The organism is Paenibacillus sp. 1001270B_150601_E10 (assembly GCF_015558675.1).
Taxonomy (GTDB): domain Bacteria; phylum Bacillota; class Bacilli; order Paenibacillales; family Paenibacillaceae; genus Paenibacillus_B.
The window spans coordinates 80,824-107,596 of the sequence record NZ_JADMOL010000004.1; the positions used below are offsets into that span (position 1 = coordinate 80,824).

At 48.4% G+C, this 26,773-nt stretch carries 24 protein-coding genes; 19 read left to right on the forward strand and 5 right to left on the reverse strand.

The genetic code is table 11. From position 1 onward, the window contains the following. The first annotated feature begins 93 nt into the window (after positions 1 to 93). Together I2H74_RS11685 and I2H74_RS11690 are read left to right on the forward strand one after the other, a co-directional pair. Positions 94 to 1,623, forward strand: coding sequence for a glycoside hydrolase family 31 protein (locus I2H74_RS11685; RefSeq protein ID WP_195574156.1), 1,530 nt, complete (start codon positions 94 to 96; stop codon positions 1,621 to 1,623). A gap of 699 nt (positions 1,624 to 2,322) precedes the next feature. Then, positions 2,323 to 3,336, forward strand: coding sequence for an SH3 domain-containing C40 family peptidase (locus tag I2H74_RS11690; protein ID WP_195574157.1), 1,014 nt, complete (start codon positions 2,323 to 2,325; stop codon positions 3,334 to 3,336). A gap of 209 nt (positions 3,337 to 3,545) precedes the next feature. Here the strand turns inward: I2H74_RS11690 and I2H74_RS11695 are convergent, their stop codons facing one another. Continuing rightward, positions 3,546 to 4,445 (reverse strand): phytanoyl-CoA dioxygenase family protein, encoded by a 900-nt coding sequence (locus I2H74_RS11695; protein WP_195574158.1) that lies wholly within the window; start codon positions 4,443 to 4,445, stop codon positions 3,546 to 3,548. 153 nt (positions 4,446 to 4,598) lie between these two features. Then, positions 4,599 to 5,381: a helix-turn-helix domain-containing protein gene (locus tag I2H74_RS11700; RefSeq protein ID WP_195574159.1), complete on the reverse strand. Its 783-nt coding sequence runs from the start codon at positions 5,379 to 5,381 to the stop codon at positions 4,599 to 4,601. A gap of 173 nt (positions 5,382 to 5,554) precedes the next feature. On the opposite strand from I2H74_RS11700, the gene ssuE reads away from it, so the two are divergent. The 5 genes from ssuE to I2H74_RS11725 all read left to right on the forward strand — a co-directional run bounded on the left by ssuE (position 5,555) and on the right by I2H74_RS11725 (position 10,324). Continuing rightward, positions 5,555 to 6,079, forward strand: a complete 525-nt coding sequence (gene ssuE / locus I2H74_RS11705; RefSeq protein ID WP_195574160.1) for an NADPH-dependent FMN reductase — start codon at positions 5,555 to 5,557, stop codon at positions 6,077 to 6,079. A 295-nt stretch (positions 6,080 to 6,374) separates the two neighbouring features. Beyond that, positions 6,375 to 7,052: a response regulator transcription factor gene (locus I2H74_RS11710; RefSeq protein ID WP_195574161.1), complete on the forward strand. Its 678-nt coding sequence runs from the start codon at positions 6,375 to 6,377 to the stop codon at positions 7,050 to 7,052. Further along, positions 7,049 to 8,428, forward strand: coding sequence for a sensor histidine kinase (locus I2H74_RS11715; protein ID WP_195574162.1), 1,380 nt, complete (start codon positions 7,049 to 7,051; stop codon positions 8,426 to 8,428). Before I2H74_RS11710 ends, I2H74_RS11715 begins: the two co-directional genes overlap by 4 nt. Positions 8,429 to 8,513: 85 nt before the next feature. Continuing rightward, positions 8,514 to 9,620, forward strand: coding sequence for an ABC transporter permease (locus I2H74_RS11720; protein ID WP_195574163.1), 1,107 nt, complete (start codon positions 8,514 to 8,516; stop codon positions 9,618 to 9,620). Then, entirely contained in the window at positions 9,620 to 10,324 is a 705-nt protein-coding gene (locus I2H74_RS11725) for an ABC transporter ATP-binding protein (RefSeq protein WP_195574164.1), read from the forward strand. Before I2H74_RS11720 ends, I2H74_RS11725 begins: the two co-directional genes overlap by 1 nt. Positions 10,325 to 10,507: 183 nt before the next feature. On the opposite strand, the gene I2H74_RS11730 is transcribed toward I2H74_RS11725, so the two are convergent. After that, positions 10,508 to 10,891: a glyoxalase gene (locus tag I2H74_RS11730; protein ID WP_195574165.1), complete on the reverse strand. Its 384-nt coding sequence runs from the start codon at positions 10,889 to 10,891 to the stop codon at positions 10,508 to 10,510. Positions 10,892 to 11,078: 187 nt separating this feature from the next. Between I2H74_RS11730 and I2H74_RS11735 the strand changes: the two genes are divergently transcribed. The 12 genes from I2H74_RS11735 to I2H74_RS11790 all read left to right on the forward strand — a co-directional run bounded on the left by I2H74_RS11735 (position 11,079) and on the right by I2H74_RS11790 (position 24,166). Continuing rightward, positions 11,079 to 11,822, forward strand: coding sequence for a YheC/YheD family protein (locus I2H74_RS11735; protein WP_195574166.1), 744 nt, complete (start codon positions 11,079 to 11,081; stop codon positions 11,820 to 11,822). Between the two features lie 107 nt (positions 11,823 to 11,929). Next, complete coding sequence (locus I2H74_RS11740; protein WP_195574167.1) at positions 11,930 to 12,469, forward strand: glycerol-3-phosphate responsive antiterminator; 540 nt, start codon at positions 11,930 to 11,932, stop codon at positions 12,467 to 12,469. Positions 12,470 to 12,607: 138 nt separating this feature from the next. Next, complete coding sequence (locus I2H74_RS11745; RefSeq protein WP_195574168.1) at positions 12,608 to 13,321, forward strand: glycerophosphodiester phosphodiesterase; 714 nt, start codon at positions 12,608 to 12,610, stop codon at positions 13,319 to 13,321. Between the two features lie 17 nt (positions 13,322 to 13,338). Continuing rightward, positions 13,339 to 14,157 (forward strand): HAD-IIA family hydrolase, encoded by an 819-nt coding sequence (locus tag I2H74_RS11750; protein WP_195574169.1) that lies wholly within the window; start codon positions 13,339 to 13,341, stop codon positions 14,155 to 14,157. Between the two features lie 30 nt (positions 14,158 to 14,187). Next, positions 14,188 to 15,045: a metallophosphoesterase family protein gene (locus tag I2H74_RS11755; protein ID WP_195574170.1), complete on the forward strand. Its 858-nt coding sequence runs from the start codon at positions 14,188 to 14,190 to the stop codon at positions 15,043 to 15,045. A gap of 23 nt (positions 15,046 to 15,068) precedes the next feature. Continuing rightward, entirely contained in the window at positions 15,069 to 16,157 is a 1,089-nt protein-coding gene (locus tag I2H74_RS11760) for an ABC transporter ATP-binding protein (RefSeq protein ID WP_195574171.1), read from the forward strand. Further along, positions 16,154 to 17,026, forward strand: coding sequence for a carbohydrate ABC transporter permease (locus I2H74_RS11765; protein ID WP_195574172.1), 873 nt, complete (start codon positions 16,154 to 16,156; stop codon positions 17,024 to 17,026). Before I2H74_RS11760 ends, I2H74_RS11765 begins: the two co-directional genes overlap by 4 nt. 14 nt (positions 17,027 to 17,040) lie before the next feature. Further along, positions 17,041 to 17,871 carry a carbohydrate ABC transporter permease gene (locus I2H74_RS11770; protein WP_195574173.1) on the forward strand — a complete coding sequence of 277 codons (831 nt, stop codon included), beginning with the start codon at positions 17,041 to 17,043 and terminating at the stop codon, positions 17,869 to 17,871. A gap of 25 nt (positions 17,872 to 17,896) precedes the next feature. Continuing rightward, positions 17,897 to 19,213, forward strand: coding sequence for an ABC transporter substrate-binding protein (locus I2H74_RS11775; protein ID WP_195574174.1), 1,317 nt, complete (start codon positions 17,897 to 17,899; stop codon positions 19,211 to 19,213). A 330-nt stretch (positions 19,214 to 19,543) separates the two neighbouring features. Further along, positions 19,544 to 20,080 carry a CueP family metal-binding protein gene (locus tag I2H74_RS11780; protein ID WP_195574175.1) on the forward strand — a complete coding sequence of 179 codons (537 nt, stop codon included), beginning with the start codon at positions 19,544 to 19,546 and terminating at the stop codon, positions 20,078 to 20,080. A gap of 502 nt (positions 20,081 to 20,582) precedes the next feature. Continuing rightward, a complete protein-coding gene (locus I2H74_RS11785) occupies positions 20,583 to 21,938 on the forward strand; it encodes an MATE family efflux transporter (RefSeq protein WP_229106636.1) in 1,356 nt (451 codons plus the stop codon). A 215-nt stretch (positions 21,939 to 22,153) separates the two neighbouring features. After that, positions 22,154 to 24,166 carry a Na+/H+ antiporter gene (locus I2H74_RS11790; protein WP_195574176.1) on the forward strand — a complete coding sequence of 671 codons (2,013 nt, stop codon included), beginning with the start codon at positions 22,154 to 22,156 and terminating at the stop codon, positions 24,164 to 24,166. Positions 24,167 to 24,296: 130 nt separating this feature from the next. Here I2H74_RS11790 and I2H74_RS11795 read toward each other — a convergent pair whose 3' ends face one another. Both I2H74_RS11795 and I2H74_RS11800 read right to left on the reverse strand, forming a co-directional pair. After that, a complete protein-coding gene (locus I2H74_RS11795) occupies positions 24,297 to 24,512 on the reverse strand; it encodes a DUF2536 family protein (RefSeq protein WP_195574426.1) in 216 nt (71 codons plus the stop codon). A gap of 84 nt (positions 24,513 to 24,596) precedes the next feature. Further along, on the reverse strand, positions 24,597 to 26,657 hold the full coding sequence (locus I2H74_RS11800; RefSeq protein WP_195574177.1) for an acyltransferase family protein: 2,061 nt from the start codon (positions 26,655 to 26,657) through the stop codon (positions 24,597 to 24,599). Positions 26,658 to 26,773: the final 116 nt, after the last annotated feature.

Sequence of the window (26,773 nt, forward strand, 5' to 3'; positions counted from 1 at the left end):
TGAACGTATGAAATAGGAATAGAGGCCATTGTCCTCAGAGATCTAAGAGATCGTTTGTTAATTACACCAGGAGATAAAGATGGAGGACAGCGTATGAAGCGATTAGAACTTCCTTTGTTGGAACACGAATATTGGTGGGGCGGGCGTGTCTCAGATGGTCAGTTGATGCCGTACCGTCTTGACCGTGCCTTTAGCGTGGATTTATCCCATAACCTTATGGATAACCAAGCTTGTCCGCTGCTGCTATCGAGCAAGGGGCGTTACATTTGGTCGGAACGTTCCTTCTCCTTCCAAGTGGAGCATGGCGTGCTTACGGTAGTGAGCAACGGCGATGAGCTCATCCTTAGCGAGGGGCATGACAATCTAAGAGGAGCGTTTCGCCACGCTTCATCGGCATACTTTCCAGCAGACGGCGAGCTTCCAGATGAGCTATTGTTCACAGCACCGCAGTATAATTTGTGGATCGAGCTTATTTATCATCCGACGCAGGACAAAGTGCTGGAATATGCGGAAGCCGTGCTGGCGAATGGCATGGCTCCTGGCGTCATCATGATTGATGACAACTGGCATGAGCCTTACGGAACGTGGGAATTCCACCCTGGCCGCTTCCCAGATCCGAAGGCCATGGTTGATCGCCTACATGAGATGGGCTTCAAGGTCATGCTTTGGCTATGTCCGTTTGTCAGCCCGGACAGTCACACCTTCCGGGAAATTGAGCCGCTAGGGTATTTGCTCAAAGATGCTGAAGGGCAGACCGCAGTGAGACGCTGGTGGAACGGTTGCAGCGCCATTCTGGATTGCACGAATGAGCAGGCAGTGGAATGGCTGCATGCTAGGCTTCACCATTTGCAGACGGCATATGGCATTGACGGGTTCAAATTCGATGCTGGAGATCTAACCTATTATCGATCAGATGATCAGGCTGCCATACCGATGGACCCCAACGGACATTGCGAGGCATGGGGGAAGGTTGGGCTCTCCTACAAGCTGAATGAATATCGGGCATGCTGGAAGCTTGCAGGCAGGCCGCTCGTACAGCGTCTTCGCGACAAGGGACATTCCTGGGAAGGAAATGGCCTTGCAGCCCTTATTCCAGACGCGTTGGCTGGAGGAATGCTGGGATACGCCTTCATTTGCCCAGACATGATCGGGGGCGGAAGCTTTACTGATTTCTTAGGTGATCTTACTCATCTGGATCAAGAGCTCATCGTGCGCTCAGCCCAGTGCTCGGCTTTGTTCCCCATGATGCAGTTCTCGGTAGCTCCGTGGCGTGTGCTTGATCAGGAACATCTTCAGTACTGCATCGATGCCGCTAAGCTGCATGCTCGGTTCGGAGCGTACATTTTAGAACTTGCGAAGCAAGCGGCAAGAGATGGCGAGCCGATTCTTCGGCACATGGCATACGTCTACCCGAATGAGCAGCTGGAAGAAGTCTATGATCAATTTATGTTGGGAGACGACCTATTGGTTGCCCCGGTGTTGAAGAAAGGTCAGCGCTCTAGAATGGTTGTTTTCCCTGCTGGAACGTGGGAGGATGATCAGGGTGCCCGTATACAAGGGCCAACTGTGGAAGAAGTGGAGGCACCGCTTCATAAACTCCCTTGGTATCGAAAAGTTAATTAGAGTGAGTTCCTACTCATACTCTGGTAAACCCCGTTCATGCTTATGCAGAGCGGGGTTTTTTGATATGCAGTTAGCCATGAAGGAAAGGAATCATGCAAATGATATGTATTGAATTGATAGATGTTAGTGCAGTTTATTTAGCGGCGAAAAAATAAATAGAAATAGATACATTAAAGTATGTGTAATTCATATAGCGAAAATGATAGAGCTTTAATTGTATATTTCCTGTATAAGAAATCAGCTTTGATGATAGATTAAATCGCTTTCTTTCGTATATCAAAGAGATATAAGCGTAAAAAGTGTGATGTCTAGAGTAATAGTTCACGAACACTATGAACAAATGAGTATATATACCTATGAATCTATAAACTAATATTTAGGAAAAAACAATCTACTTTTACAGTTATGAGAGTATAAGTATGGTTATGATCCCAAGTAATTCAAATATATTACGGATAATAGGAGAAAAAATGACGATCGTCCTAGTTTTAAAAGTTACAACTTCGTCATTTTTAAGCACATAGTCCGATGTTCCCGGATTTTATAGCTGATATAGTTAATAGCGTAAATGGAATTTGATTTATCATTCGTCCTGCACTTTGAAAAATTGAATAATAATTACAAATTTATGAATAAAATTTCATCGTTGCCGAATCACGTGATCACGCGTGCTGCAGCGGACATCAAGGAGGATACAACATGAAAAAAGTATTGCTAGGTTTGTTAATGAGCACGATGATGCTGCAAACAATGGGAGCTACCGTTGGAGCTCAAGCAGACAACTCCAATTATGCCAGCACCTACAGCGCGTCGAGCAAAGTGGCGGCTGGGGCAAAGCTTGCAACGACCAAGTCAACGGTCAATCTTCGCGTTGGACCGTCAACATCGACGAAGGTCATTCGCAATCTGCCAAAGGGCGAGGATATTATTATTTTGGGACAAGCCAATTCGAGCTGGTATCATGTGCAGGATAGCAAGGGCAATATTGGCTACATGAGCACGTCAAGCAAGTATTCTCGGGTTACCGGTACGGCGAAATCCGGCGTCATCGTATCACGTGTGAATATGAGAACCGGCCCATCCACATCGAACTCGGTCATGAAGACGCTTCAGGCGGGTCAGGAAGTTGCCATCTTGAAAACAGTTAACAGCAGCTGGGTTCAAGTATGGGATGGACAAGGGCAAGTCGGATACATAAGCTCAAGCAGCAAGTATCTGAATCAAGGTGGGACAAGCACACCGGACCCTTCTCCAAGCGAGCCTTCTGCAAGCAAAGATGTTGAGAAAGTCATCAGCACAGGGATGAAGTACTTGGGTACTCCATATGAATACGGCTCTGATCGCAACTCAACCAAGACCTTTGATTGCTCGGCATTCGTACGCCAAGCCTATAAAGAGGCAACAGGTATTGTGCTGGGGTCCGATTCCCGCAAGCAAGGGGAGTGGGTGAAGCAGAATTCAACGGTGAAGAAGAGCATCAGCTCCTTGAAGCGCGGCGACCTCATGTTCTTTATGTCTTACAAAGGATCGAGCGCATCCAGCTACTCCGGTATCAACAAGGACAAGCAGACGATAACGCATGTCGGCATTTATCTTGGCAATAATCAAATTCTTCATACGTATTCCAAAGATTCCGGCGGCGTTCGCATTGATAATATCAAGGGCAAGCACTGGGAATATCGCTTCCTGTATGGCGGCAGCGTCATTCAATAAGCCGAAATGACTCAGTAGTCATCATAAACGACTCAGCCATAATTGACATGATGATCGTGAATATTGATGTGAAAAGTATAAAAAACTCCGATGCCACAAGGGTGGTGTCGGAGTTTTTGTATGAACAAAAGACTTATAATCTTCAGAGGTCTGTCTAGACTAGGGCGATGCCTGTTTTTATAGACAGAGGGTTTGTAACTAGTTTCAACTTACACGCCCCATTCTTGTCGAGCTTCTTCAACGGACTTCATGGGCTTGCTGCCCCATGCGTAGTGCCCTTTGGGCTTCTGTCCAATCCAACGTTCATCTACGGGCTCAGATGCTAGCTGATATCTCGTATCCGAGCTGATGCGATACTGGTTCGTGGAATTGTTCAGCGAAGCATGCATCATGAACATCCCGAAGATTATGGCATCCCCAGCCTCGAAGGCGGTGGTCGCCCACTGTCCGCCATACGTGTCTACGATCTCGATCGGATCTTCGCTGAACCAGCCGGTTGCTACATGGTCGCGGTCAACGTCCATCTCGCCGTATGTTTCCTTGATCTTGGCATAATGCTGTGAACCGAGCAGCATCGCGAGTGTGCCTTTCTCTAGCGAGACATCATCGAATGGCGTCCACATGGTATACACTTGCTTCGTGCCTCTGCCCATATACACGATATCGTAATGGGCGCCCGTATTGCCGCCGTGACCGATCGCACGCGGCCATTTGAAGTCGTAGGTCATGGCAGGGCCGCCAAGCAGCCGTTCGAAGAAGCTCATCACATTTGGATGATTCACAATGCTAAGAAATTGTGGAAAGTCTGCGCTCAACTGATCCGTGCTGCCTCCCCACATGGCACTTTTATTTTCCTTCGCGATGACGCCTTGTTCCAAAGGAGTGCCTGGAGCGATCCTGCCCATGGATTCCAGCTTCCTTAAGAATTCCATGCGTGCTTGAAGGACTTCTTCACGATTGTGAAAGCCTCGAATGAACAGATATCCATCCTCTTGAAGCCTCTCTCTCAAAGCTTTGGTATCCTGCAAGATATCCTTTGAGCAGCGCAGCTCTGTTAGATAACGGCTTCCCATCTCAAGCTGACGTGATCCCATCGTATACGTCTTCATGCTAGCTCCCCCTCAAACTAATAAAATGGAAAACAATAACTTCTTGATCCAAGCATAAGGGAAGACATGCTGGAAGTCGTTAGCCAAAACGATACGGGATTTACGCAAAAACCAACCTATTTGCCTTTAAGAGATGAACTATATACATGTTGGCTAATCATGATACAGCCGTTGACGTGTGCGCCATTCAGAAGGCGGGCAGCCCTCCATCTTTTTGAACCATAGCGAGAAAGAATGCAGCTGCTCAAACCCCACCAGGCTTGAGATCGATTGGATATCTTTGTCCGAGCTCGACAATAGCCACTTGGCCTCGCTTAGCCGGCACCTTTGCTGATAGTGTTTGGGAGTCATGCCGTACACTTTAAGAAATTTTTTGCGAAAGCCTTCTACAGTAAGGCCAGCCATCTCCGCAAGCTCCGAAACCGGAATCGATTGCTGCAGGTGCTCTCGAATGTAGTCTCCGATCGAGGAGATGGACAAGGCTTGGTGGCCGTCATAGCAATGCTCTTGTAAAAATAGAAGCAGAATCTCCATCCACGCTTTATAATTCCGCTCCGGCGACTTCAGCTTCGTCGAGCGAATGCGAAGCCATTCTCTGAACAAGCGCTCATAGTGATCGCGGTCCAGTCGGGACAAAGCGATGATGCGCGGCTTATGATCCACAATCATACTGTCGAACAGTCCCTGAACGTCATCGGGAACTTGGTCCATCAGCAATACACCGAATCGGATGGGCGTTACGGCATGAAAAGAGTGGGCCACATGAGATGGAATGAGCACGACATGTCCCGCCTCTACGCTCTCCTCCGTATTCTCAAGCTGAAAGCGTCCGCTTCCGTCCAGAATCATCGTGACCTCAAGATCGCGATGCGTCCACAGCTGTTCATCCTCCCAGTTCTGATCATGGGTGCCAATAAAGCTTCGAATTGCTGCCAAGGGAAGTCAGCCTCCTTTGTAAATCGTTTATCAACCGTTCAATTGTGAAAAAGGTGTGATAGCTGACCAACACTATACCTCGGAATCGATGAACTTTCCACTACAAAACAAGCCAAGTTATGGTACCATCAGAACAGGTATTTAAATATTGAAGGATGCAGGAGGCGTAGGCGATGTCAAACATCGTGATTATATCTGGCAGCTCCTACTCAGGATCTCGCTTATATGGATTGATTGAAGCTATTCAGAATCAGCTCAAGGAACTTGGTCATCAGGTATCCCTGATCGAAGTGGCTGAGCTTCCTGCAGAGGATTTAATTCGCGCCAATTGGAACAGTATTGCGGTCAAGGATGCGCTTCATGTGGTAGAGGATGCAGAGGCAGTTGTGATTGCAAGCCCTGTGTACAAAGCATCGTATTCCGGGGTGCTGAAGACCTTTTTGGATCTGATTCCGCAAAAAGGATTGGAGCGCAAGGTGCTGCTGCCTCTCTTTATAGGCGGAAGTCTCGCTCATTTGCTGACTATTGACTATGCCCTTAAGCCGGTGCTGTCTTCGCTAGGCGCAACGCATATCCTGCAAGGCGTGTACGCTGTTGATCAATGGGTGGAGAAGCGTGAAGACGGTGGGTTTACCCTGTCAGAGGATCTCTTGGCCCGTACACTAATGGCGGGAGAACAGCTTCATAGCGTTCTGTAATGCGTAACACCGGACTTGCAATAGTGGGCGCAGCCTGATGGATTGGGATTATGATTGTGATGTCTCGTGGTCACCGTCCAAACGTGATTTCAAGGAGCTTCTGCATGCTTCGGCGTATCATAGCAGGAAGACGATGAGTGCTTTACATGGTTATTCACCGCTTATTTAACAGGGTTAAAGATGTTAAGTAAGCGGTTTTTTGTGCTGTGTTCCAAGCCATACCCTTCTTATTCGCAAATCGATAAAAGTTCGTGTAGGATAGACATCAAAGAAAACAAAGCGAGGGAACACAGTTATGATTCATATCTTAATAGCCGATGATGATGCACATATTCGAGAGCTGCTTCGCTACAGTCTTCAGCAAGAAGGCTATGAGCTGTATGAGGCGGCAGATGGGGCGGAGGCCTCGCGTCTCCTTGAAGAGCATGCCATCAATCTGGCGGTGATTGATATAATGATGCCGAACAAGAATGGCTATCAGCTCGTAGAAGAAATTCGCAGCTACTATGATATTCCTGTCATTCTCCTTACTGCTAAGGATCAATTGGCGGATAAGGAGCGGGGCTTTGCGGTCGGGACGGACGATTATTTGACGAAGCCCTTCGAGCCCAAGGAGCTGTTGTTTCGCATCAGGGCGCTGCTTAGACGCTATCAGCAGGTAAGCGCGGACAAGATTAAGCTGAATGGAACGACGCTTGATCGCAGCAGCTATGAGGTATATACCCAAGGAAAGCTGCTGCTGCTTCCCATGAAGGAATTCGAGCTGCTCTTCACGCTCGCAAGCTATCCGGACCGGATCTTCTCGCGGGACGAGCTGATTCAGTTGATCTGGGGAGCGGACTTTGACGGAGACGAACGCACGATTGATGTACATATTAAGCGGCTTCGCGAGCGCTTTGCGAAGAGCGCGGATGACTTCACGATTCGTACTGTGCGTGGAATCGGCTATAAGCTGGAGGCGGCGAAGCCATGAAAACCCTGTATCTGCGGATATCGATAACGATTATCGTGGTGATGCTGGCAAGCAGCGTGACCTCTTTTTTGCTTGCCAACGTGTATTATCAGTACAGCCTGAAGCCTTACAACGATCAGAAGATTACGCATATGGCAGAGGATATTGTTGATTTTTATGAAGAGAACCCCGAGGTTCGGCTTGATCAATATTTGAACCATGTTGGCGATCTTGGGTACCAGATCTACCTGGTGGATGCTTCAGGCAAGGGCGTCGCTTATGGTGGAGCATTCCGGGACCAAACGCTGTCTGACAAAGTGATTGAGCAGGTGCTAACGGGGAATGTATATCACGGCATTCGGGAACTGGATTCAAAGTTCTACATCACCGGATTCTTCGATAATGCGCTGGAGAACTCGATAGGCATGCCGATGGTTATTGGCGACGAACCGCATGCGTTGTTTTTAAGGCCGAACATTGAGCAGCAGTTTGGAGAGCTGCGCGTCTTTTTTGCGAAGATTCTTGTCATGACCCTTATTCTTAGCGTGCTCTTTGCGCTTATCAGTACCGTATATGTAGTGAAGCCAATCCGCAAGCTTACAGAAGCCACGAAGCGGATTGCTAGAGGGCAGTATCGGATTCAACTGAATGTAAGGCGCAAGGATGAGCTCGGACAGCTCGCATCCCACTTTACGCAAATGGCCAAAGGCTTGGAGCAGCTGGAAGCGATGCGGCAGGAATTCGTGTCCAATGTTTCTCACGAGATCCAGTCTCCGCTGGCATCCATTCAAGGCTTTGCCGAGACGCTGAGGACAGGGAAGCTTCCTCCAGAACAGCAGGAGCACTATCTCGCGATTATTGCAGAGGAATCAAGACGCATGTCGCAGCTCAGCAAGCAGCTGCTTACGCTGGCCTCTCTTGATAAGGAAGAAGAAGTGATTGAGAAGAGCAAGTTCGACCTTGCGGAGCAGATCAAGCAGGTTGTCTTTATGACCGAGTGGAGCTGGCGCGAAAAAGATATTGTAATCGAGATGGAGCTGCCGTCAACCTTGATCTATGCGGATAAGAAGCTGCTGCATCAAGTGTGGGTCAATCTGATCACCAACAGCATTAAGTTCACGGGGGAAGGCGGCACGATTGCCGTTTCGCTTCATCCTCAGGAGAACGGGCTTCAAGTTAAGGTCTGGGATACGGGAATCGGGATCTCGGAGGAGGATCTTCCGAACATTTTTCATCGTTTCTATAAAGGGGACAAAGCCCGCAATCGCGAGGGAGGCAGCAGCGGCTTAGGCCTTGCCATTGTTCATAAGATTGTGGAGCTGCATGACGGACATATTGATGTTAAGAGCAAGCTCGGCGAGGGCACTACCTTCACGATTTGGCTTCCACGGTTGTAATCTATCGTTCATTCTCCGTTCATATTGCAAGCCTATACTAAGCCTATGTAAAAGGATTGCGCTTAGTAAGGAGATGAGAAACGAGATGTTTTTAGCCCTGCGTGAAATGAAGCATGCCAAGCTGCGTTACAGCTTAATAGGTTTGATTATGGTGCTGATTGCTTGGCTGGTGCTGTTCGTGTCCGGCCTTGCTGCAGGCCTTGCATCGGATAATGCCGCTTCGCTCCAGCATATGAATGCGACCCATCTGGTGCTTCAAGAAGAGTCGGATCATCGTCTCACACGTTCCGCGATGGAGTTGTCTGCTTTAGATGAGGTGCGCAAGATAGTAGGAGAGCCTGACTCCGCAGCTCTTGGTGTTAGAATGACCACGCTCACCAAGGAAGGCGAGACGAAGAAGACGGATGCGACCTTCTTTGCCGTTGATGCAAATGGAAGGCTTGCACCTAAGATTACAGAAGGCAGCATGATTACCAATACGACAGAGACCGAAGTCGTTGCGGATGCATCCTTGAAAGAGGAAGGGTTCCGACTAGGAGATACCATCCATGATCAAGCGACTGATCTGAAATATAAGATTGTAGGCTTTACAGAAGGACAATCATTCAGTCATTCTCCTGTCATTTTTATGAACCTTAAGGCGTGGGAACAAGTTCAGCCGAAGCATGGCGGAGCAGAGGCAGGACCGCTCATCCAAGCCATCGCGCTGCATACGGACAACGATACGGCAGCGAAGATCGCTTCTGAGCTTGAAGGCGTTGAAGTGATTACTAAGGCGGATGCCATGCAAGGCATCCCTGGCTATAAGGAAGAGCAAGGGTCGCTGCTCATGATGATTGCCTTTTTATTCGTGATCGCGGCGTTTGTTCTCGCTGTATTCTTCTATGTGATGACGATTCAGAAGATGAATCAGTTCGGTGTGCTGAAGGCAATAGGCGCCAAGACAGCCTATCTCGCCCGCAATCTCATTGGCCAGGTGCTGCTTCTCTCCCTAGTGAGTCTCGTAATCAGCATTGTGCTGACCTACGGGGTGGCTTATATGCTGCCTGCCAGCATGCCTTTTGATCTAAGCCCGATGCTGACGCTGGGCTGTTCAGCCCTATTCTTAGTGGTAGCCCTGCTAGGTTCCTTGCTGTCCCTATATCGGGTAGCGAAAATTGACGCGATTGAAGCGATCGGGAGGGCTGCATAATGAGCACACAATTGCTGTTAGATAAAGTTACGAAAGACTTCGGCGATGGTGATACAACCGTTCAGGTATTGAAACATGTCTCACTGGAAGTGAAGGCAGGGGAGTTCGTCGCGGTAGTTGGCCCATCGGGGGCAGGCAAGAGCACCTTTCTTTCCATAGCGGGAGCGTTATTGTCGCCTACCAGTGGACGAATTGTAATCGGGAACCAAGATATCAGCACACTTTCAGATAAGCAGTTGAATCGTATTCGATTGCAGCGCATTGGCTTTATCTTTCAATCTGCGAACCTGATTCCTTATTTGACGGTTCGGGATCAGCTGCTGCTGATTGCAGAGCTTGCAGGCAGTCGCAACAAGGAGGCAGAGAATCGTGCGGATGAGCTGCTTCTTAGACTAGGCCTTGCTCATCGGACGGACCATTATCCTGAAAGCTTGTCTGGTGGGGAGCGCCAGCGTGTTGCAATAGCGAGAGCTTGGATGAACAATCCAGAGATCATTCTAGCCGATGAGCCAACGGCGAGTCTTGATTCCGAGCGAGGTCGTGATGTCGTTGAGATGCTTGCCGATGAGGTAAAGTTAAGACAGAAGGCAGCTGTAATGGTGACGCATGATTTGCGTATGCTTGATCTCTGTGATCGTGTCGTATACATGGAGGATGGCATGCTGTCAGAGCGTCCAGCCGAGGTGCTTCATCCGATCCATTGATTGTATGAGGGGAAGGATTTGCAAGTGCTTTTCAGGAAAGAGTCTGTTTATTCTATACTAAGAGAACGCAATAAGATATAAAGAAGCGTTAGCTGTATGAAGAGGGATTCCCTCTTTCATGCAGCTTTTTTATTTTCTCCTAAATGAAAGATGTACAATACATCAAGGCCAAACTAAGCGGCGTCAATATGAGTTCTCTTTTTCTAGAAATTCAAGGCGATTGCCGAAAGGGTCATGGATGTAAAAGCGACTTACCCCCTCATCCAACCTTGTCTCATCATTTATTACGTTTAGGTTATGGTTCAGTAAATGCTGGCGAAGTGAATTCAAATGCTGGACTTCAAATGCAGGGTGTGCTTTTGTTGCAGGAGTGAAAGTAGGCTGTACCCCGATATGAACCTGGTGCGTACCGCATTGGAACCATACTCCACCACGATTTGCTAAAGGCTCTGGCTTCGGAACTTCCATCCATCCGAGCAAGCCTCCGTAGAAACGTCGAGCAGTAGTCTCACAATGCTCAGGGGCGGCAAGCTGAACATGGTCAATACCCATAAATTGAAACGACATGAACACTCCTCCTTTTATTCCATTATATGAAACTCGGTTCCAAATTCAAACCGAAAAAATACAAGAATCCTTATTTTTATTTCGAAAAACAATCAAATGAGAACAACAGGCGCTTGCTATGCATAAAAAGGTTAAAGCAATCCTGATAACTAGAAGCCATTGGGTAAAAGAAGGTGGAGATAGAAGAGTGAGACATCGATACGTAACGAGCAAAATGAAAAAAACAAAGCCGCTGCTTGGACATCGTGCAGTTGCCAAACATATACCGGCAACACATTGGTATACGCCTGCAAGGCTGATCAATATGCTCTCCTTATATCCCGTCTTGTACATTAAGCCAGATCGGGGCTCCTGCGGAAAGGGGATCATTCGAGTCAAAAAACAAAGTGCCAAGACAAGCTTGATCTCCTGCAATAAGACATCCATTAAGGTGCCCAGCAAAGACCTTGTAAAAGAAATCGAAAAGCGAATGAGACGTGGAAAGAACTATGTGATCCAGCAGGGAATCACACTGGCTACGTATCGAAATAAGCCATTTGACCTGCGGATCGTTCTGCAAAAGCCAGCTCAGAAATGGCGTCTTACTTGGATGAGCGCTAAGGTTGCCTCCAGCTCTTCGTCAATCGTTACCAATGTCGCACAGGGTGCCCGGGACGCCAAGATCGTGCAGGTGCTGCGGGGCTCCGACCAATCGCTGAACACGCCTCGCGTGCTTAATGATCTGAAGCGGATATCCACAGAGATCGCCTATACATTAGGCTCGCGATTTCCATTTCGAATCATCGGCTTGGATATGGCGGTCGATAAGCGCGGGAAGGTATGGTTTATTGAGGCCAATTCCAAACCAAGCTTTCATGGCCTAAGATCATTCGATCCGATCCAATATAAGCGATATTTGCGGGCTAAAAAACAAATTGAAGCGAATCCATAATGAAAAAGAGAAGCTGAAATTAACAGCTTCTTTACATAGCGATGATATAGACCTAATAATTCTGTTCTACCATTAAGGCAACAACTGATAGAAACGAGGACTTGCTCATGAAGAATTATCCGATCATCGCCTCCATCACGGTAGACGAACAAATCGCACAGGCTGTAGCCAGCGATGTGAAGCGAGTCATTCTCATGACAGGGAACATTACAAATCTTAGCTCGATCATAGACAGCCTGCATCTAAGCGGCAAACAAGTCTATGTTCATACCGAGATGGTGTCCGGCATTGGCCGGGATGCTTCCGCCATTCAATATCTGGCCGACGTATTTAGGGTCGATGGCATCGTGACGACGAAGAGCAACGCGGTTGCCGCAGCAAAGCAAGCAGGATTGTTAAGCATTCAGCGCATCTTTGCGATCGACACGGCAGCCGTAGAGACAGCGATTCGCATGATTACGAGCTGCAAGCCTGATGAGGTAGAGCTGATGCCAGGGCTGATGCCCCGGGTTATTGAGGAGCTGAAAGAGCGCATCTCGCAGCCATTGATCGTAGGAGGGCTCATCCGACACGAGGAAGAAATCCAGCAAGCGTTAATGAGCGGGGCAGATTTTGTTTCGATAGGCCATGCGAAGTTCTGGTCTTAATTCTATATATCGATCCTTGGGTGGAGACGACGAGAAAACCCAGTGGTCAGTAAATCAACACAACTTTGGTGTCAAAGGAGGGTGGTTTGCTACTGGGTTTTTTGTGTTGTCTAAAAACGTAATCGGAGGGAATGGAACATGACCGTTCAAGCAGTGGCCCATCGCGGCTATCCAAAGAAACATCCAGAAAATACGTTGTCTTCTTTTTTAACAGCAGTAGAACTTGGCTTCACGCATCTGGAGCTGGACGTTCATCTTAGCAAGGATGGCATCCCAGTTGTCATTCACGACCACACCATTGATCGAATGACAAATGGAACAGGTCGAGTGGTTGATTATACGGCCTCGGAGCTGCGCTCTTTTCAAATGGAGCAGGATGAGCACATTCCAACCCTTGATGAGGTGCTGCATGCCCTAAAAGGCAAGATCCAGCTCAACATTGAGCTTAAGCAGATGGGACACTATTATCCTGAGCTGGAGGAGCGAGTGCTTGATGTGATCACGAATCATGGCATGTTGGATGAGGTCGTCATCACGTCGTTTGACTTCGATGCTTTGGAGAAGGTAAGGCGACTGTCTAGCGATGTGCGGATCGGACTCATCACCTTCAGCTGCTCGAAGGCCATCCTTCAATGGTCGCACGAGGTGCATGCGACATTCTTGTCTATGCACTATGGCTTTGTGACGGACCTTTACATTCAGCAATGCAAAGAGCAGGGCATTCAACTGATGGCTTGGACGATCAACGAGCCTTCCATCATGACAACCTTTTTAGCATACCCATCGGTATGGATATGCACAGATGAACTGGAACGCTTCATGGACGTATTGGAGCCTTCCACCCCATTGTGAGCAGGCAGGAGAGAGCTATGGAAGACTTGTATGCTTATGATGCCTTTTGCTTTGACTTAGACGGGACGATCTATATTGATCAGATGAGATTGCCTGGTGTTAAGAGCTTTATTAGTGAATTGCGGGCACGCGGCAAACGCCTGTTGTTCCTTACCAATACGTCCGTTCATACCCGAGAGGATTGTTACACACGGCTGCTCGGCTTGGATGTTCCTTGTCAGCTGGAGGAGATTCTGACGGCAGGCTACGTGTCAGGGATGTATCTTGCAGAGCATGCGCCAGATGCCTGGGTGCTGGTCATCGGAGAAGAGGCTCTGAAGAAGGAGCTTCGTTCGTTCGGACTGACTATCACCGAGGATCCGCATCGATCCACGCATGTGCTTGTGGGCATGGATCGGCAGTTCCACTATGACAAGCTTCATCAAGCGGCAACAGCAGTACGCCACGGCGCTGTTCTGCTTGCGGTTAATCCAGATACCTGCTGTCCTGTCCAAGGGGACATCATCCCAGATACGGGGTCCATCCTAAAGTCCATTGAGGCGGCAAGCGAACAAGAGGCAGCTGTCGTGATCGGGAAGCCATCCCGCTATTATGCGGCAAAGGCGCTTCAGCTTCTGGATGTAAACAGCGGGCGATGCCTCATGATTGGGGATCGACTAGAGACAGATATTTTATTTGGGAAACAGAATGGAATGAAGACAGCGCTCGTGCTGACGGGCATTGCTTCAAAGGAAGATGTGGAGGTTATGGATATCGTTCCAGATTATATATGGTCATCTTTAAACGAACGCAGCCTGGGGGTCTCGATTCATCCCATTCGCTCGACGGCGCTGTAGCTTTAGGGTTCACCTGATAGGTGTTCCAACATGGATATGGGGGTGGCGTTTATGCGTCTAGCATTGCTTGGTGATTTTCACTATTCAAACATGAGTCACGGTACAGAGGAAATGAAAGCTTCGCGAGCTCGAGTCTATCAGCAAATGCTTAAGGCTTTTCTGGAGGAGGAGGCAGACCTTCATATCTCGATCGGAGATCTAACCCATGAAGGAACGGAGGAGGAGCTTCAGTCGATCTTCGCCATTCTTTCGGAGAGCGGGCGATCCTTCATTCATGTGCTGGGCAATCATGACACGTATTCGATTCCGAAGCGGGAAATTGCTGCGATCACGGGTCAAGAGCGCTACCGAGCAATCGATACGCCTCACGCCAAGCTGCTGTTCTTGGATACCACGCAAGAAATGAACCATACCGACTGGGGCGGTGAGCTGGATGAAGAGCAGTTGTTGTGGCTTACGCGCCAGCTAGAGGATTCACAAGAAAAGCAGGTATTTATCTTTGGCCACCACCCGGTATTCGATACAACCTCACGCTCGACGCTCGACAAGCTGTACATTCGTCCACGAGATGAGATGCGAAGTGTACTGAATAGGAAGCTGGACGGAGGCATTTACTTCTGCGGACACAATCATATGAATTCCATTGTAAAGCAAGGAGATTGGCATTACGTGCAGACAGCAGCTTGTCTTGATGTGCCGGCATATCGCGTCATTGAGATTCAAGAGAATGACGTGACCGTGTCCCATCGGATTATTCAAAGCGATGGTCTCGTCGAGGATATTCAGAGCTTCTATCACGATATGCCGGGCTTCGGTCCTTCCGTTGATGCACTTGGCAAAGAGAGCGACCTTGTCCTAACCGTCCATCGGGCATCTGTCACACGATAACGCAAAAATAAGAGGTGAGTGGTATGGCACAAATCGTGTTGAAGCAGATCGAAAAAAGCTTCAAGCAGGATAAAGTCATCGAAGGTCTTAATCTGACCATCGAAAATGGCTCCTTTACCGTATTAGTTGGTCCATCAGGCTGCGGCAAATCCACAACGCTCCGTATGATCGCAGGGCTTGAGAAAGAGTCTGGCGGCGAGATTTGGATCGGGGATCATTGTGTAAATGACGTAGAGCCAGGCAAGCGGAATGTTGCCATGGTCTTTCAAAACTATGCGCTGTACCCGATGATGACCGTCAAAGAGAATATTGAATTTGGCCTTGTGAACCGCAAGGTGCCTAAGCCGGAGCGTGAGCGGCTGATAAAGGAGATTACCGAGATTGTAGGCTTGGCCGAATATTTGAACAAAAAGCCGCAGGCCTTGTCCGGCGGCCAACGCCAGCGGGTTGCCCTTGCCCGGGCGATGGTAAAGAATCCTGCGGTCTTCCTGATGGATGAGCCGCTGTCCAATCTGGATGCGAAGCTTCGCCATCAGATGCGCACAGAGCTCATTCAGCTCCATAAGCGGCTGGGTGCTACCTTCGTCTTCGTAACCCATGATCAAGTCGAGGCGATGTCGATGGGAGATCGCATCGTCATTATGAACAAAGGGCGTATTCAACAGGCGGACAGCCCAATGAAGATCTACGATGATCCTGACAATGTGTTCACGGCTCAGTTTATTGGCACGCCGCCTATGAATGTGATGAACCGTGAGCAGCTCCTGCCTTATATGGACGGACAGCTGCATGGGGATATTGCACATATCGGCTTCCGGCCAGAGAAGGCGATCATGACGATCGAGAAGAAATTCCAGCCTGGATATGTGCAATTCCCGGCTCGCATTCTGACACGCGAGACGTTAGGCGCAGAGATCATCTACCAGCTGGAAACGAAGCTAGGCGCAATTGCCGTAAAGAGCTTTCTAAAGCCGTTGGAGTTTGCTTCAGAGGTCCACATCTCCGTATCCATGCAGGATCTGTACTTCTTTGACCGCAATGGTACGCGTGCTCGCCAGCACGAAAGAACGGAAGAGCGAGAGCTTATTGCTTTAGGAGGGGGATACGCATGACCGCTTGGTCTAGGCTCCGTCCTTATGTGATGGTTGCCCCCTCGATTGTGGTGTTCTCAATTTTTTTCATTTATCCGATCTTCTATATGATTTTCTTAAGCTTCTATAACTGGGATTTCATTAATCCCGTAAAGGAGTTCGTTGGCTTTAACAACTTTGTCGAGTTATTTGAGGATAACAAGTTTCTTCAAGTACTGAGCAATTCCTTGAACTACACGATCCTATCGGTATCACTCTCCATCGTGATTTCACTTCTGCTTGCGATGTGGCTGAACCGAGAAGGGGCGTGGTATGGCTTCGTTCAAGGCGCTCTCTTCAGTCCGCATATTATCTCGCTTGTATCCGTGTCACTGGTGTGGATGTGGCTGATGGACCCGAAGTTCGGCTTGCTTAATGCCTTGCTTGATATGGTGGGCTTGCCAAAGCTGGAATGGCTGAGCAGTCCTGACAGCTCCTTGCTGTCACTCGTGCTCGTCGCCGTATGGAAAGGCGTCGGCTACAATGCCCTCATCTTCATTGCAGGCCTCCAGAGCATTCCAAAGGATATGTACGAGGCCTCGGCTCTCGACGAAGCCAATTGGTGGAGAACATTCTACAAGATTACACTGCCAATGCTCTCGCCAACACTATTCTTCCTGATCATCATTAATTTGATCGGGTCATTCCAAGTGTTTGAGACCATTGCGATTATGACCAACGGCGGTCCAGTCAATTCAACCAATACGCTCGTGTTCTACATCTACGAGTATGGCTTCCGCTACTTCAAGATCGGCTATGCGTCAGCAGCGGGCGTTGTCCTGCTCGTCGTGGTAGGCCTTCTTACCTTAGTCTACTTCAAGCTGCTTAGCCGCAAGGTCCACTACCAATAGAAAGGAGAAGGCAAATGCCCATTGCAAGCAAATCTCTGCTGCGTGTTCTGAATATTGCTGCCACGATAGTACTGGTTGCGATCTTTGTCATTCCCTTTCTATGGATGATCTCAACCTCATTGAAGTCTTACTCGGAGACGGTAATCTTTCCGCCAAAATGGATTCCGTCGAAGATCATGTGGAGCAACTTTCAAGCAGCGTGGGAATCCGGTCCTTTTTTGAAATATTTAATGAATAGCGTGATTGTCTCGGTCAGTATACTCATTTTCCAATTCACGACGATCATATTGGCGGCCTATGCCTTTGCCAGATACTCATTTAAGGGAGACAAGCTGTTGTTCGGCATTACGATGGTGACCTTGATGATTCCTGGTCAGCTCATCTTCCTGCCTGTGTATCTGTTAATGAGCAAGTGGGGCCTCATTAACAATCTGCTTGCACTTATTCTGCCGTTCTCCTCCAGCGCCTTCGGGATATTCATGCTCAGGCAGTCCTTCAAGCAGGTGCAGGAGGAGCTTATTGAGGCAGCTCGGCTCGATCAAGCACCGGAATGGAAGATCATTCTTAAGATCATGGTGCCGATGGCTCGCCCGACGCTTGTTACCTTTGCCTTGTTTAGCTTTATCGCCCATTGGAATGACTATTTCTGGCCGCTCGTTATGACAACCTCCGATGCAGCGCGGACGCTTCCGATTGGAATCTCGAAGCTTCGTGAAGTAGACGGGGGCGCAGCATGGCACATTTTGATGGCTGGAAACATGATCTTGGTCGTTCCCATCCTCATTGTATTCTCGTTTGCACAACGCCAAATCATTAAAGCATTTGTCTATTCAGGTGTAAAATAATCCATCGATTACGGGAGGCTTACCTGTGAAAAAATTCGGGTCTATTTTGTTAGCGACTACGCTTGCTCTTACCTTGACGGCTTGCAGCAGCTCCAATTCCGCCAGTTCGAACAACGAAGCTGCTTCTTCTGGCAGCAGCACGAACAGCACGGCTAAGAAGCCAGTAGAGATTACGTATTGGTATTCATGGGGCGACAAGATCGCAGAGAACAATGAGAACTTGGTTAAAATGTTCAATGAATCACAGGATGAAGTGATCGTGAAGGCTGAGTACCAAGGCTCGTACGCGGATCAGCACTCTAAGGCGCAGGCTGCTTTCGCTGCGGGTAATGCCCCAGAGGTATGGCAGAACGAGATTGCTTCTGTTGGCGTATTTGCGGAATCGGGCATGACGCAGGATCTGACTCCTTTTGTTGAAAAGGATCAGGTTGATATGAAAGACTTCATCCCTGGACTTATGGGGAATTCCTACGTAAACGGCAAGTTGTACGCTCTTCCTTATCTCCGCAGCACGCCGATCCTGTATTTGAACCGTACGATGCTGAAGGAAGCGGGGCTTGATCCTGCGGGCCCTAAGAATTGGGCGGAGTTTGAGGATTATGCACGCAAGCTCACCATTAAGGATCAGCGCTACGGCATCTCGATGCCGATCGATATTTGGTTCTATGAAGGCTTTGTGAGACAGAGCGGCGGCACCATGATCAGCGAGGATGGGAAGAGTGCGGCATTCAACAACGAAACCGGCATTGAACCTGTGAAGCTGTGGCTGAAGATGAAGGAAGAGGGCATCATGAATATTGGCACAACGGATGATGCAGGATCGCAAGCAAAGACAGACTTTCATAACCAGCGTGCTGCGATGATCTTTTCCTCAACAGCGGATTTGACGAATAATATGAAGGTTGCAGAAGAGCAGGGCTTTGAGCTCGGAACGACGTTTATGCCGGCAAACCATACGTACGGGGTACCAACAGGCGGAGCGAACCTGGTCATGACCTCCGGTCTGTCTCCTGAGAAGCAGGAGGCGGCATGGAAGTTCATCAAGTGGATGACTGACAAGGAACAAACGATCTATGCAAGTTCCTTCACTGGCTATCTGCCTAGCCGAATCAGTGCGGTGGAGAGCGATGAAATGAAGAAGCTATATGAAGAAAAGCCACTGTTCAAGGTTGCAGTAGACCAATTGGAATATGCCGGCCCTCGCCCAATGCAAAAGGTATACCCTGAGATCGCGGAGATTATTAAGGATGAGATTCTTCGCGCGGTTGTCGATCCATCCATCTCAGCGGAGGCAGCAGTGGCGGAAGCAGCGAAGAAAGCGGATGCTCTTTTAAATAAATAAAAGTATAATCTCCATGTCATCTCTCTATGGTATGGGGGGAGAAGGTATCGTTCTTCTTTCGGAGGAGGACGATGCCTTTTTGTCTATTGCAGAAGCCTATGATTGACGAGAATGCTTGCAGCTTGATATCACCTGCCTCAGGACTCAAGTTCTAACGATTATTATCCCTCGAATCGAACAAGAAGGTGCGGTTAAAAATGTTCAGATAATAGATGAATTTAAACGTTTGTTCTATGCAGCACGACATGCTATGATCCGATTGATAGGGTTTCATTTACAAGCGGCATAATGAAGATCCGAATAGGAATTTGAACAAAATGGAGGTTAGTGATGAAGAAGCTAATGATTGGAGTCACTGGATTTGCCGTTATTGCGCTTGGAGCATTTTGGTATACGAGCTATCAGGATAAAGAGACGGCGAGCACAGTCGTGTCAGGTGACATTAAGCAGATCGTACAGGATTTTAGTTTGGGAAAAAGTTCGGCTAAATCCGCTTCTATTACATCTAGCGAACTAAAGGTCGTAAGTCAGGATTCCAAAGCAACGGTCTATGATTTGCCTAAAGATGAATTTTTCGTCTCGATCGCTCCATTCGTCAATGAGACACATCCTTGCGCTATCCACAACTTAGCTACATGCCGCGGAGAAATGGCGAATGAGGATTTCAAGGTGTATATTGAAGACGGCGATGGCAAAGTCGTGCTGGATCAAACGATGAAGTCTCAGCCTAACGGCTTCATTGATCTATGGATTCCACGCGATCAGAATCTCAAAGTAAAGATTACGCACGATGGCAAGACCGCTGAATCGGAAATCTCTACTTTTGAAGATGATAATACTTGCATCACGACGATGCAGCTCATATAGCGTTATATAATCGGATAATCATGGAAAGACATAACAAGAGCCCAACCTTATTTTTAAGAGGTATGGGCTTTCTTCTTTTTACCCTAGCGTATCAGCTCAGCTTCATGATTCTTATCAAATTCAATATTTACATCATCTTGATGAATGGGATGGGAATGTATGTTTTCATTCAAGGGAATAGATGGTAAGATGAAACAAGACTATATGCCCCTTTGGTCATATGTACAGGAATCATGTGCACGTTATTTTTGTTGTTTGAAAGGTGGAATGTAAAGCTAAAATGGATTTTTCCATTGAAAATTCATAGATCAATAATGTATTATCTAAAAATGGATAAACAAATAGTCATGTTGTTTGTTTCTTGAATGTGAAGGAGTTGTATAATGTGAATTCCCCGGAACAATCCCATGCCGAATCACATGCTTCAGGCGGGCATGATCAAGCACAGGAGCTTCAGACCTCAGGTTCAGGCGCGGCAGCTCAACAAGCAAAGCCTGGCGGCATGCAGCATAATCAGACATGGAAGGCCATGCTCATCTTTCTTATACCTTTAATCTTGAGCAATTCTCTTCAATCCATCGGGCAGCTCATCGGCAGCGTGGTTGTAGGCAGATGGGTCGGCGAAGATGCGCTTGCTGCAATCTCAGCCTTCTTTCCACTGTTCTTTCTCTTGGTTTCATTCTCGATTGGAGTTGGCTCCGGCAGTTCAATTCTGATCGGGCAGGCATTTGGTGCGAGAAATGAAGACCGCATGAAGGCAATTATCGGTACAACACTGACCTTCAGCTTTATTCTGGGTATTGTACTGGCGATAGTTGGCGGTATTTTTGCAACCGACATTCTGCGTATGATGGGAACTCCTGAGAATGTTTTGGATATGAGTGCTCATTACGCTCGGATCTTGTTCTTCTCGATGCCGATTATGTTTATTTTCAACGTCTATACCACCTTTATTCGAGGAATTGGAGATTCGAAGACGCCGTTTTACTTTTTGATTGTATATACAGTACTGAATGTTGGACTTCTTCCATTCCTCATCTTCGGTTGGCTCGGTTTACCAGAGCTTGGACTATACGGCGCTGCTTATGCGGGCCTAGTATCTGTTGTCATCACCGTTATTGTCATGCTGGTCTATCTGAAGGTGAAGGAGCACCCGCTGCGCTTTGACGCCTCGGTTCGAAAGCATCTCAAGATGGATGGACAGATCTTGAAGCTGCTCTTGAGACTCGGCGTTCCTGCCAGTGTCAACATGATTCTGATCTCGTTGTCGGAGATTGCTGTTATTTCCTTCGTCAACGTGTTCGGTTCTGAGGCGACAGCCGCTTATGGAGCGGTCAATCAGGTCGTCAGCTATGTGCAGATGCCGGCTGTAAGCTTAGGGATCGCGGTATCGATCTTTGCTGCGCAAGCGATTGGCGGCAATCAATTTGATCGTTTGAAGCAGGTTATTCGTGCAGGCGCCATTTTGAACCTTATTATTGGCGGGGTGCTGATCCTTCTCGTTTATGTATTCTCAAGAGATATCCTCTCTTGGTTCCTGACCAGCGAGAATACGATCAATATTGCGCACAGTCTCGTCATGATTACGCTGTGGAGCTATCTCATTTTTGGTCAGGCGCAGATCGTTGGTGCTGTCATGCGCGCCAGCGGTACGGTATTGTGGCCGATGCTGTTCAGCATCTTCTCGATTTGGCTCGTGGAGGTGCCAGTAGCCTACTACCTTTCTAAGCACACGGCCTTAGGCATTGAAGGCGTATGGATTGGGTATCCTGCAGCCTTTATTGTGAACCTGATTTTGCAATATGGCTATTACCAGCTTGTGTGGAAAAAGAAAAAGATTACGCGGCTTGTCGAGTAGAATCCAGCATTCGCATGGTCGTCGTTTGAATCTTTTTAGAAAATCGTGTATAAAGGATAACAGGCAATTCTCACTTGACGGTAGTTAGGTGGGAGGCCTGTTTCTTTTTTTACGCAAACAACAGCAGTGTTTTTCAAAATGGGTATATTTGATCATTTAATCAACATTTGGGTATACATATACCAGAGCTTTTTAGAAAAAGGAGGAGGATGCCTGTGGAGGTATTGGAAGCCGTACTGCTGATGATTGCCTTGCTTGGCGTCTCGCAGGTCATCAATCGCTTCATTCCATCGGTCCCCATCCCGATCATCCAGATCGCGCTAGGGACTATCGTTGCTCTTATTCCGACAGGAATACATATGCCGCTCGATCATGAGCTGTTCTTCTTATTATTTATCGCTCCATTGCTGTACAATGACGGCAAGCATTATCCCCGCAAAGAATTATGGAGGCTAAAAGGGCCCATACTTCTGCTTGCAATTGGACTTGTCTTTATCATCGTGATTGCCGTTGGCTACGCGATTCATTGGATGATTCCCACGATTCCGCTCGCCGCTGCCTTTGGTCTCGCCGCTATACTATCTCCAACGGATGCGGTTGCCGTAAGTGCTATGGCGAAGCGCGTTCAGATGCCTAGAAGCATCATGCGGCTTCTAGAAGGGGAGGCGCTGATGAATGATGCATCAGGGCTTGTTGCCTTTAAGTTCGCGATTGCGGCAGCAGTCACTGGCGTATTCTCGATCGCAGAGGCAAGCATAAGCTTTGTCCTAATTGCAGTCGGCGGCTTGCTGGTAGGAGCGCTGCTGGCGCTTGTCATCAGCTGGACGCAGGTGCTGCTGCGCCGCTTTGGAATGGAGGACGTGACGATCCACGTCATCATTCAGATTCTGACGCCATTCATGATCTATATGGTGGCAGAGAACGTCGGCGTATCCGGCATTTTAGCTGCGGTGGCTGGAGGGCTCGTTCATGCGATTCAGGAGGAGCGGACCGAGAAAAGCATGGTTAAGCTCCACATTGTCGCTGCAAGCACATGGTCCGTGCTGCTGTTTGTGTTAAATGGCCTCGTGTTTGTATTGTTAGGACTTCAACTACCAGAGGCAATTGGAACAATCTTCTCTGATCCGCTCTACAGCAACAAGCGTGTCTTTAGCTTTATTGCGGTTATTTATGTGCTGCTGTTCGTGCTGCGATTTGCTTGGGTTTATCTCTACTCCAGATGGATGGCCTCCACGAAGGGCAGCTCCGATATTCCAAGCTTACGTCACGTCCTGATCACTTCCGTGTCCGGTGTGCGCGGAGCGGTGACGCTTGCAGGTGCGTTTTCGATTCCCTTCTTCCTTGCGGATGGGTCCCTATTCCCTGAACGCAATCTGATGATCTTTTTGGCAGCAGGCGTCATCTTGCTGTCATTGATCGTGGCAAGCATTGTGCTGCCGCTCATTACGAAGAAGTCAGAAGGCAGCGAGAAGCAAGAGGAGAAGCTTGAGAAGGTTACGCAAATCTTAGGCATGCGCGCTGCCATTCATGCGCTTCATGAAGCCAAAACACCGGAGAATGCGGCTGCTGTTGGCGTGATTGTGCGTGAGTATCGGCAATCGATTCGTCAGCTCTCTAGAGAGCCGTATCGATTTGGCAGCAAGAAGGCGTTAAGGAAGCAAACGCTTGAGTTTAGAAAGCAGGCGCTCGAGGTGGAACGCGACGCCATTAAGCAGCTAGTTGCTGACCGACAGGTGAATGAGGCTGCTGCGAACCGGCTGCTGCTCATTCTGGACAAAAGCGAATCGGTGCTTAGTGATAGAAGCTTTATGTGGAATATGATCAAGAAGGGAGTCTTCACTCGATTTGTGAAGGGCGTAAATCGACTGAAGCATGAGGAGCCAGAAATGAATCGTGAAGTTGCTCAATTGAAGCTTCAGACGGCTCAGCAGGCCATCAGCCGCCTAAAAGACGTTCGAACAAAAGAGAACGCTCAAGCGGTAGATCAGATCATCGCGTTTTACAGCTCGGTGGTCGATTCTATTCAAGGCCGGCTTGGCACGAATCGACCGCTTGACGATGAATGGGAGATACAGCTGAAAGAGCTCCGTCAACTCGGCATTCAAGCAGAGCGCGACGAGGTTCAGGCTCGATTCGAGCAAGGGCAGATTCCGCGCAAGCTTGCGAACAAGCTGCGCTTCTACATCAGCTACCGGGAATCGTATATGCTCGGCAAAGGCGAATTATAATGTTGTAAGGCGAAAGAAAAGAACCTTCAATGCCATCCGGTAGAAGCATTGAAGGTTCTTTTTGCAGTTCTGCTTCAGGAGAAGACAGCCTGAGGTTATGCTGGCATGATATAGTCGCTTATACTTCCCTCTAGTTCGCCTTGCCTTTCCCCTTAAAGTGAACAACTGCCGTATATAGCATTTTGTTGCGATTCGGATCAAACGTCACTTGATGCTGAATGTGATGAACATCGAGAAGGAGTGCTTTATTGATCTCGATCTGCTCCTCGATTTTACGTTCCAGCGTTTTTAGATCATAAGCTTCGTACAGCTCGATCTTCGTCTCCATATTTTCAAGAATAAACATGCGGAAGGAATCACCCTTTATAGCCATGATAAGTTCGAGCGTTATTGCTTGCTCACCCTCATTATACACAATGTTGCGGACTCATTACGAAGCTAAGTTTTTGATGCAGCTTGCAAGCAGCTCGGCATAGGCTTTAGCGCCCTCAGCTTCGAGATGCACGCCATCAGGCGAGAAGTACGAATCATGATCGGCACTTGCGGAATACCAATCCACCAGCGTTACATTTGGCATATCAGCGGCAATTTCATCGAGCGCATCGTTCACGCGATCTTCCCAGTTGCGCGGAACACGGGTGTTGACGAGAATAATAGGACGATCACCCAAGGATTCGAGCATAGCTCTGAATTGCTTGGAGTTGAAGGCGCCATTCGTTCCAAGCGCAATAATGACGCCATTGCCGAGTTTGCCGCTCTCTTTATAGTCATGTAAGACCTCTCGTGCCGAGGACATCTGGCGACCGATCTCCGCATCAACGACGATACCTGGCAACAGCTCTTTTAAGTACGGGCTCGTGTCCAGCATGACCGAGTCTCCAACGGCTGTAATGCTCCATCCCGTTGAGGACTTAAGCGTTGAACTGTTGTCGTCATCATCCGAGGATTCACCGGTTGGCTCTTCACGTGGTAGTTTACCCTCCTTAGCAGACGCAGTACCGCTAGTTGGAGACGTGTCTAACGCATTCGTTTCTTGATCGCCTTCTGCATTCGATTCTTTTTGCGAAGCTCCATCTGCTCCATCAGTTGGTTGAGAACCGCCATCGGAAGCGGACTTTGATGAATCTGTCTCTCTAGGCGACGCTGGTTTCTGTGGTGAAGCAGCATGATCATCTTCTGATGGCTTCGTTGAAGCAGATGCATCCGGGTCTTGCTTCACGTTCTGCTCCGATCCAGCAGAGGTTGCACTTGTTTGAATGGAATGGGCGGACGCCATCGGCTTATTGACCGTCATGCCATATCCGAAGATGGCAATAAACAAGGCGGTGCAGCCAACTGTCATCCACTGTTTAAATGTAATACGATGAAGGCGCCAATGAATATCCTTTAGATGCTTGATATACATAGACAGTGCGCCTTTTCGAATCGGTGTTTCGACAAACCTCCACGACAGATCCGCAATCAGGAAGCTCGCTGCTACCTGAAGGATAGCTCTCGTCCAGCTGAAGCCATGTGTGTTGACGAGTGGTGTCGTTAGGATAATGATCGGATAATGCCATAGATAGATGCCATAAGAACGTACACCAATCCACTTTAATGGCTTCAAGCTGAAGATTCGATTATAGACACTGCCTGGATATGCAATCGCTGCGATGAGCATCACCGTTGCGACAGACAATAGGACGAATCCGCCACGATACAGAAAATCACTGTATTCATCAATGGTCCACAGCAGATAAAGCACCGTGACCAAACCAACCGTTCCGATGAGATGAATGCCAAGCTTGGTCGCGGGAGCAGCTTGCCCCGACGATTGATGATTGGGTTGAACAATCGCAAGCAGCGCGCCGATCAGAAGCGCAAATACTCTCGTATCGGTTCCATAATATACCCGGCTTGGATCTATGCCCGGCTCATACAGAACAGCCATTAATACCGCTGATAGGATTGCCAAAGCGAATGTCCATGCGGCAAACTGCCAGCGCTTCGGCGTAAAGCGGAGGCCAAGCATGACAAGAAGCGGCCATAGCAGATAAAACTGACCTTCTACAGCAAGCGACCATAGATGCAAGAAGGGCGACGGGTTCGCGAAGCTTTCGAAGTATGAGACATTGTGAAACAGCAGATACCAGTTATTCGCATAGATCAGGGAGGAGATGACATCTCCACGGAAAGAGGCTACACGATCTGGTGAGGTGATGGTCATCCATACCACCGTGCCGATAAGCATGAGAAGAAGGGCTGGAAGCAAGCGCCGCATGCGCCTAATCCAGAACTGCTTGAGATCAAGCCTTGCACGCCCGTCTCGTTGGACAAGAAGCAAATGCGTAACCAGATAGCCGGATAGAACGAAGAAGATTTCAACTCCGAGAAAGCCGCCTGATGCAAATCCAAGATTCAAATGATAGGCAATGACGGCAAGCACGGCGATGGCACGCAAGCCATCCAGACCCGTAATATAGCGGACTTTTGCATCATTAGGCGAAGGCATGGTCGAATCCCCCTTCAAGATGGTGCGCGGGCTTTAATACGTTTTTCAATCTATATGTACTCCAGCAAAAGGAGTTCAATTCCTGAATAGAAGAGAAGGGTGGACGTGATGAGAAC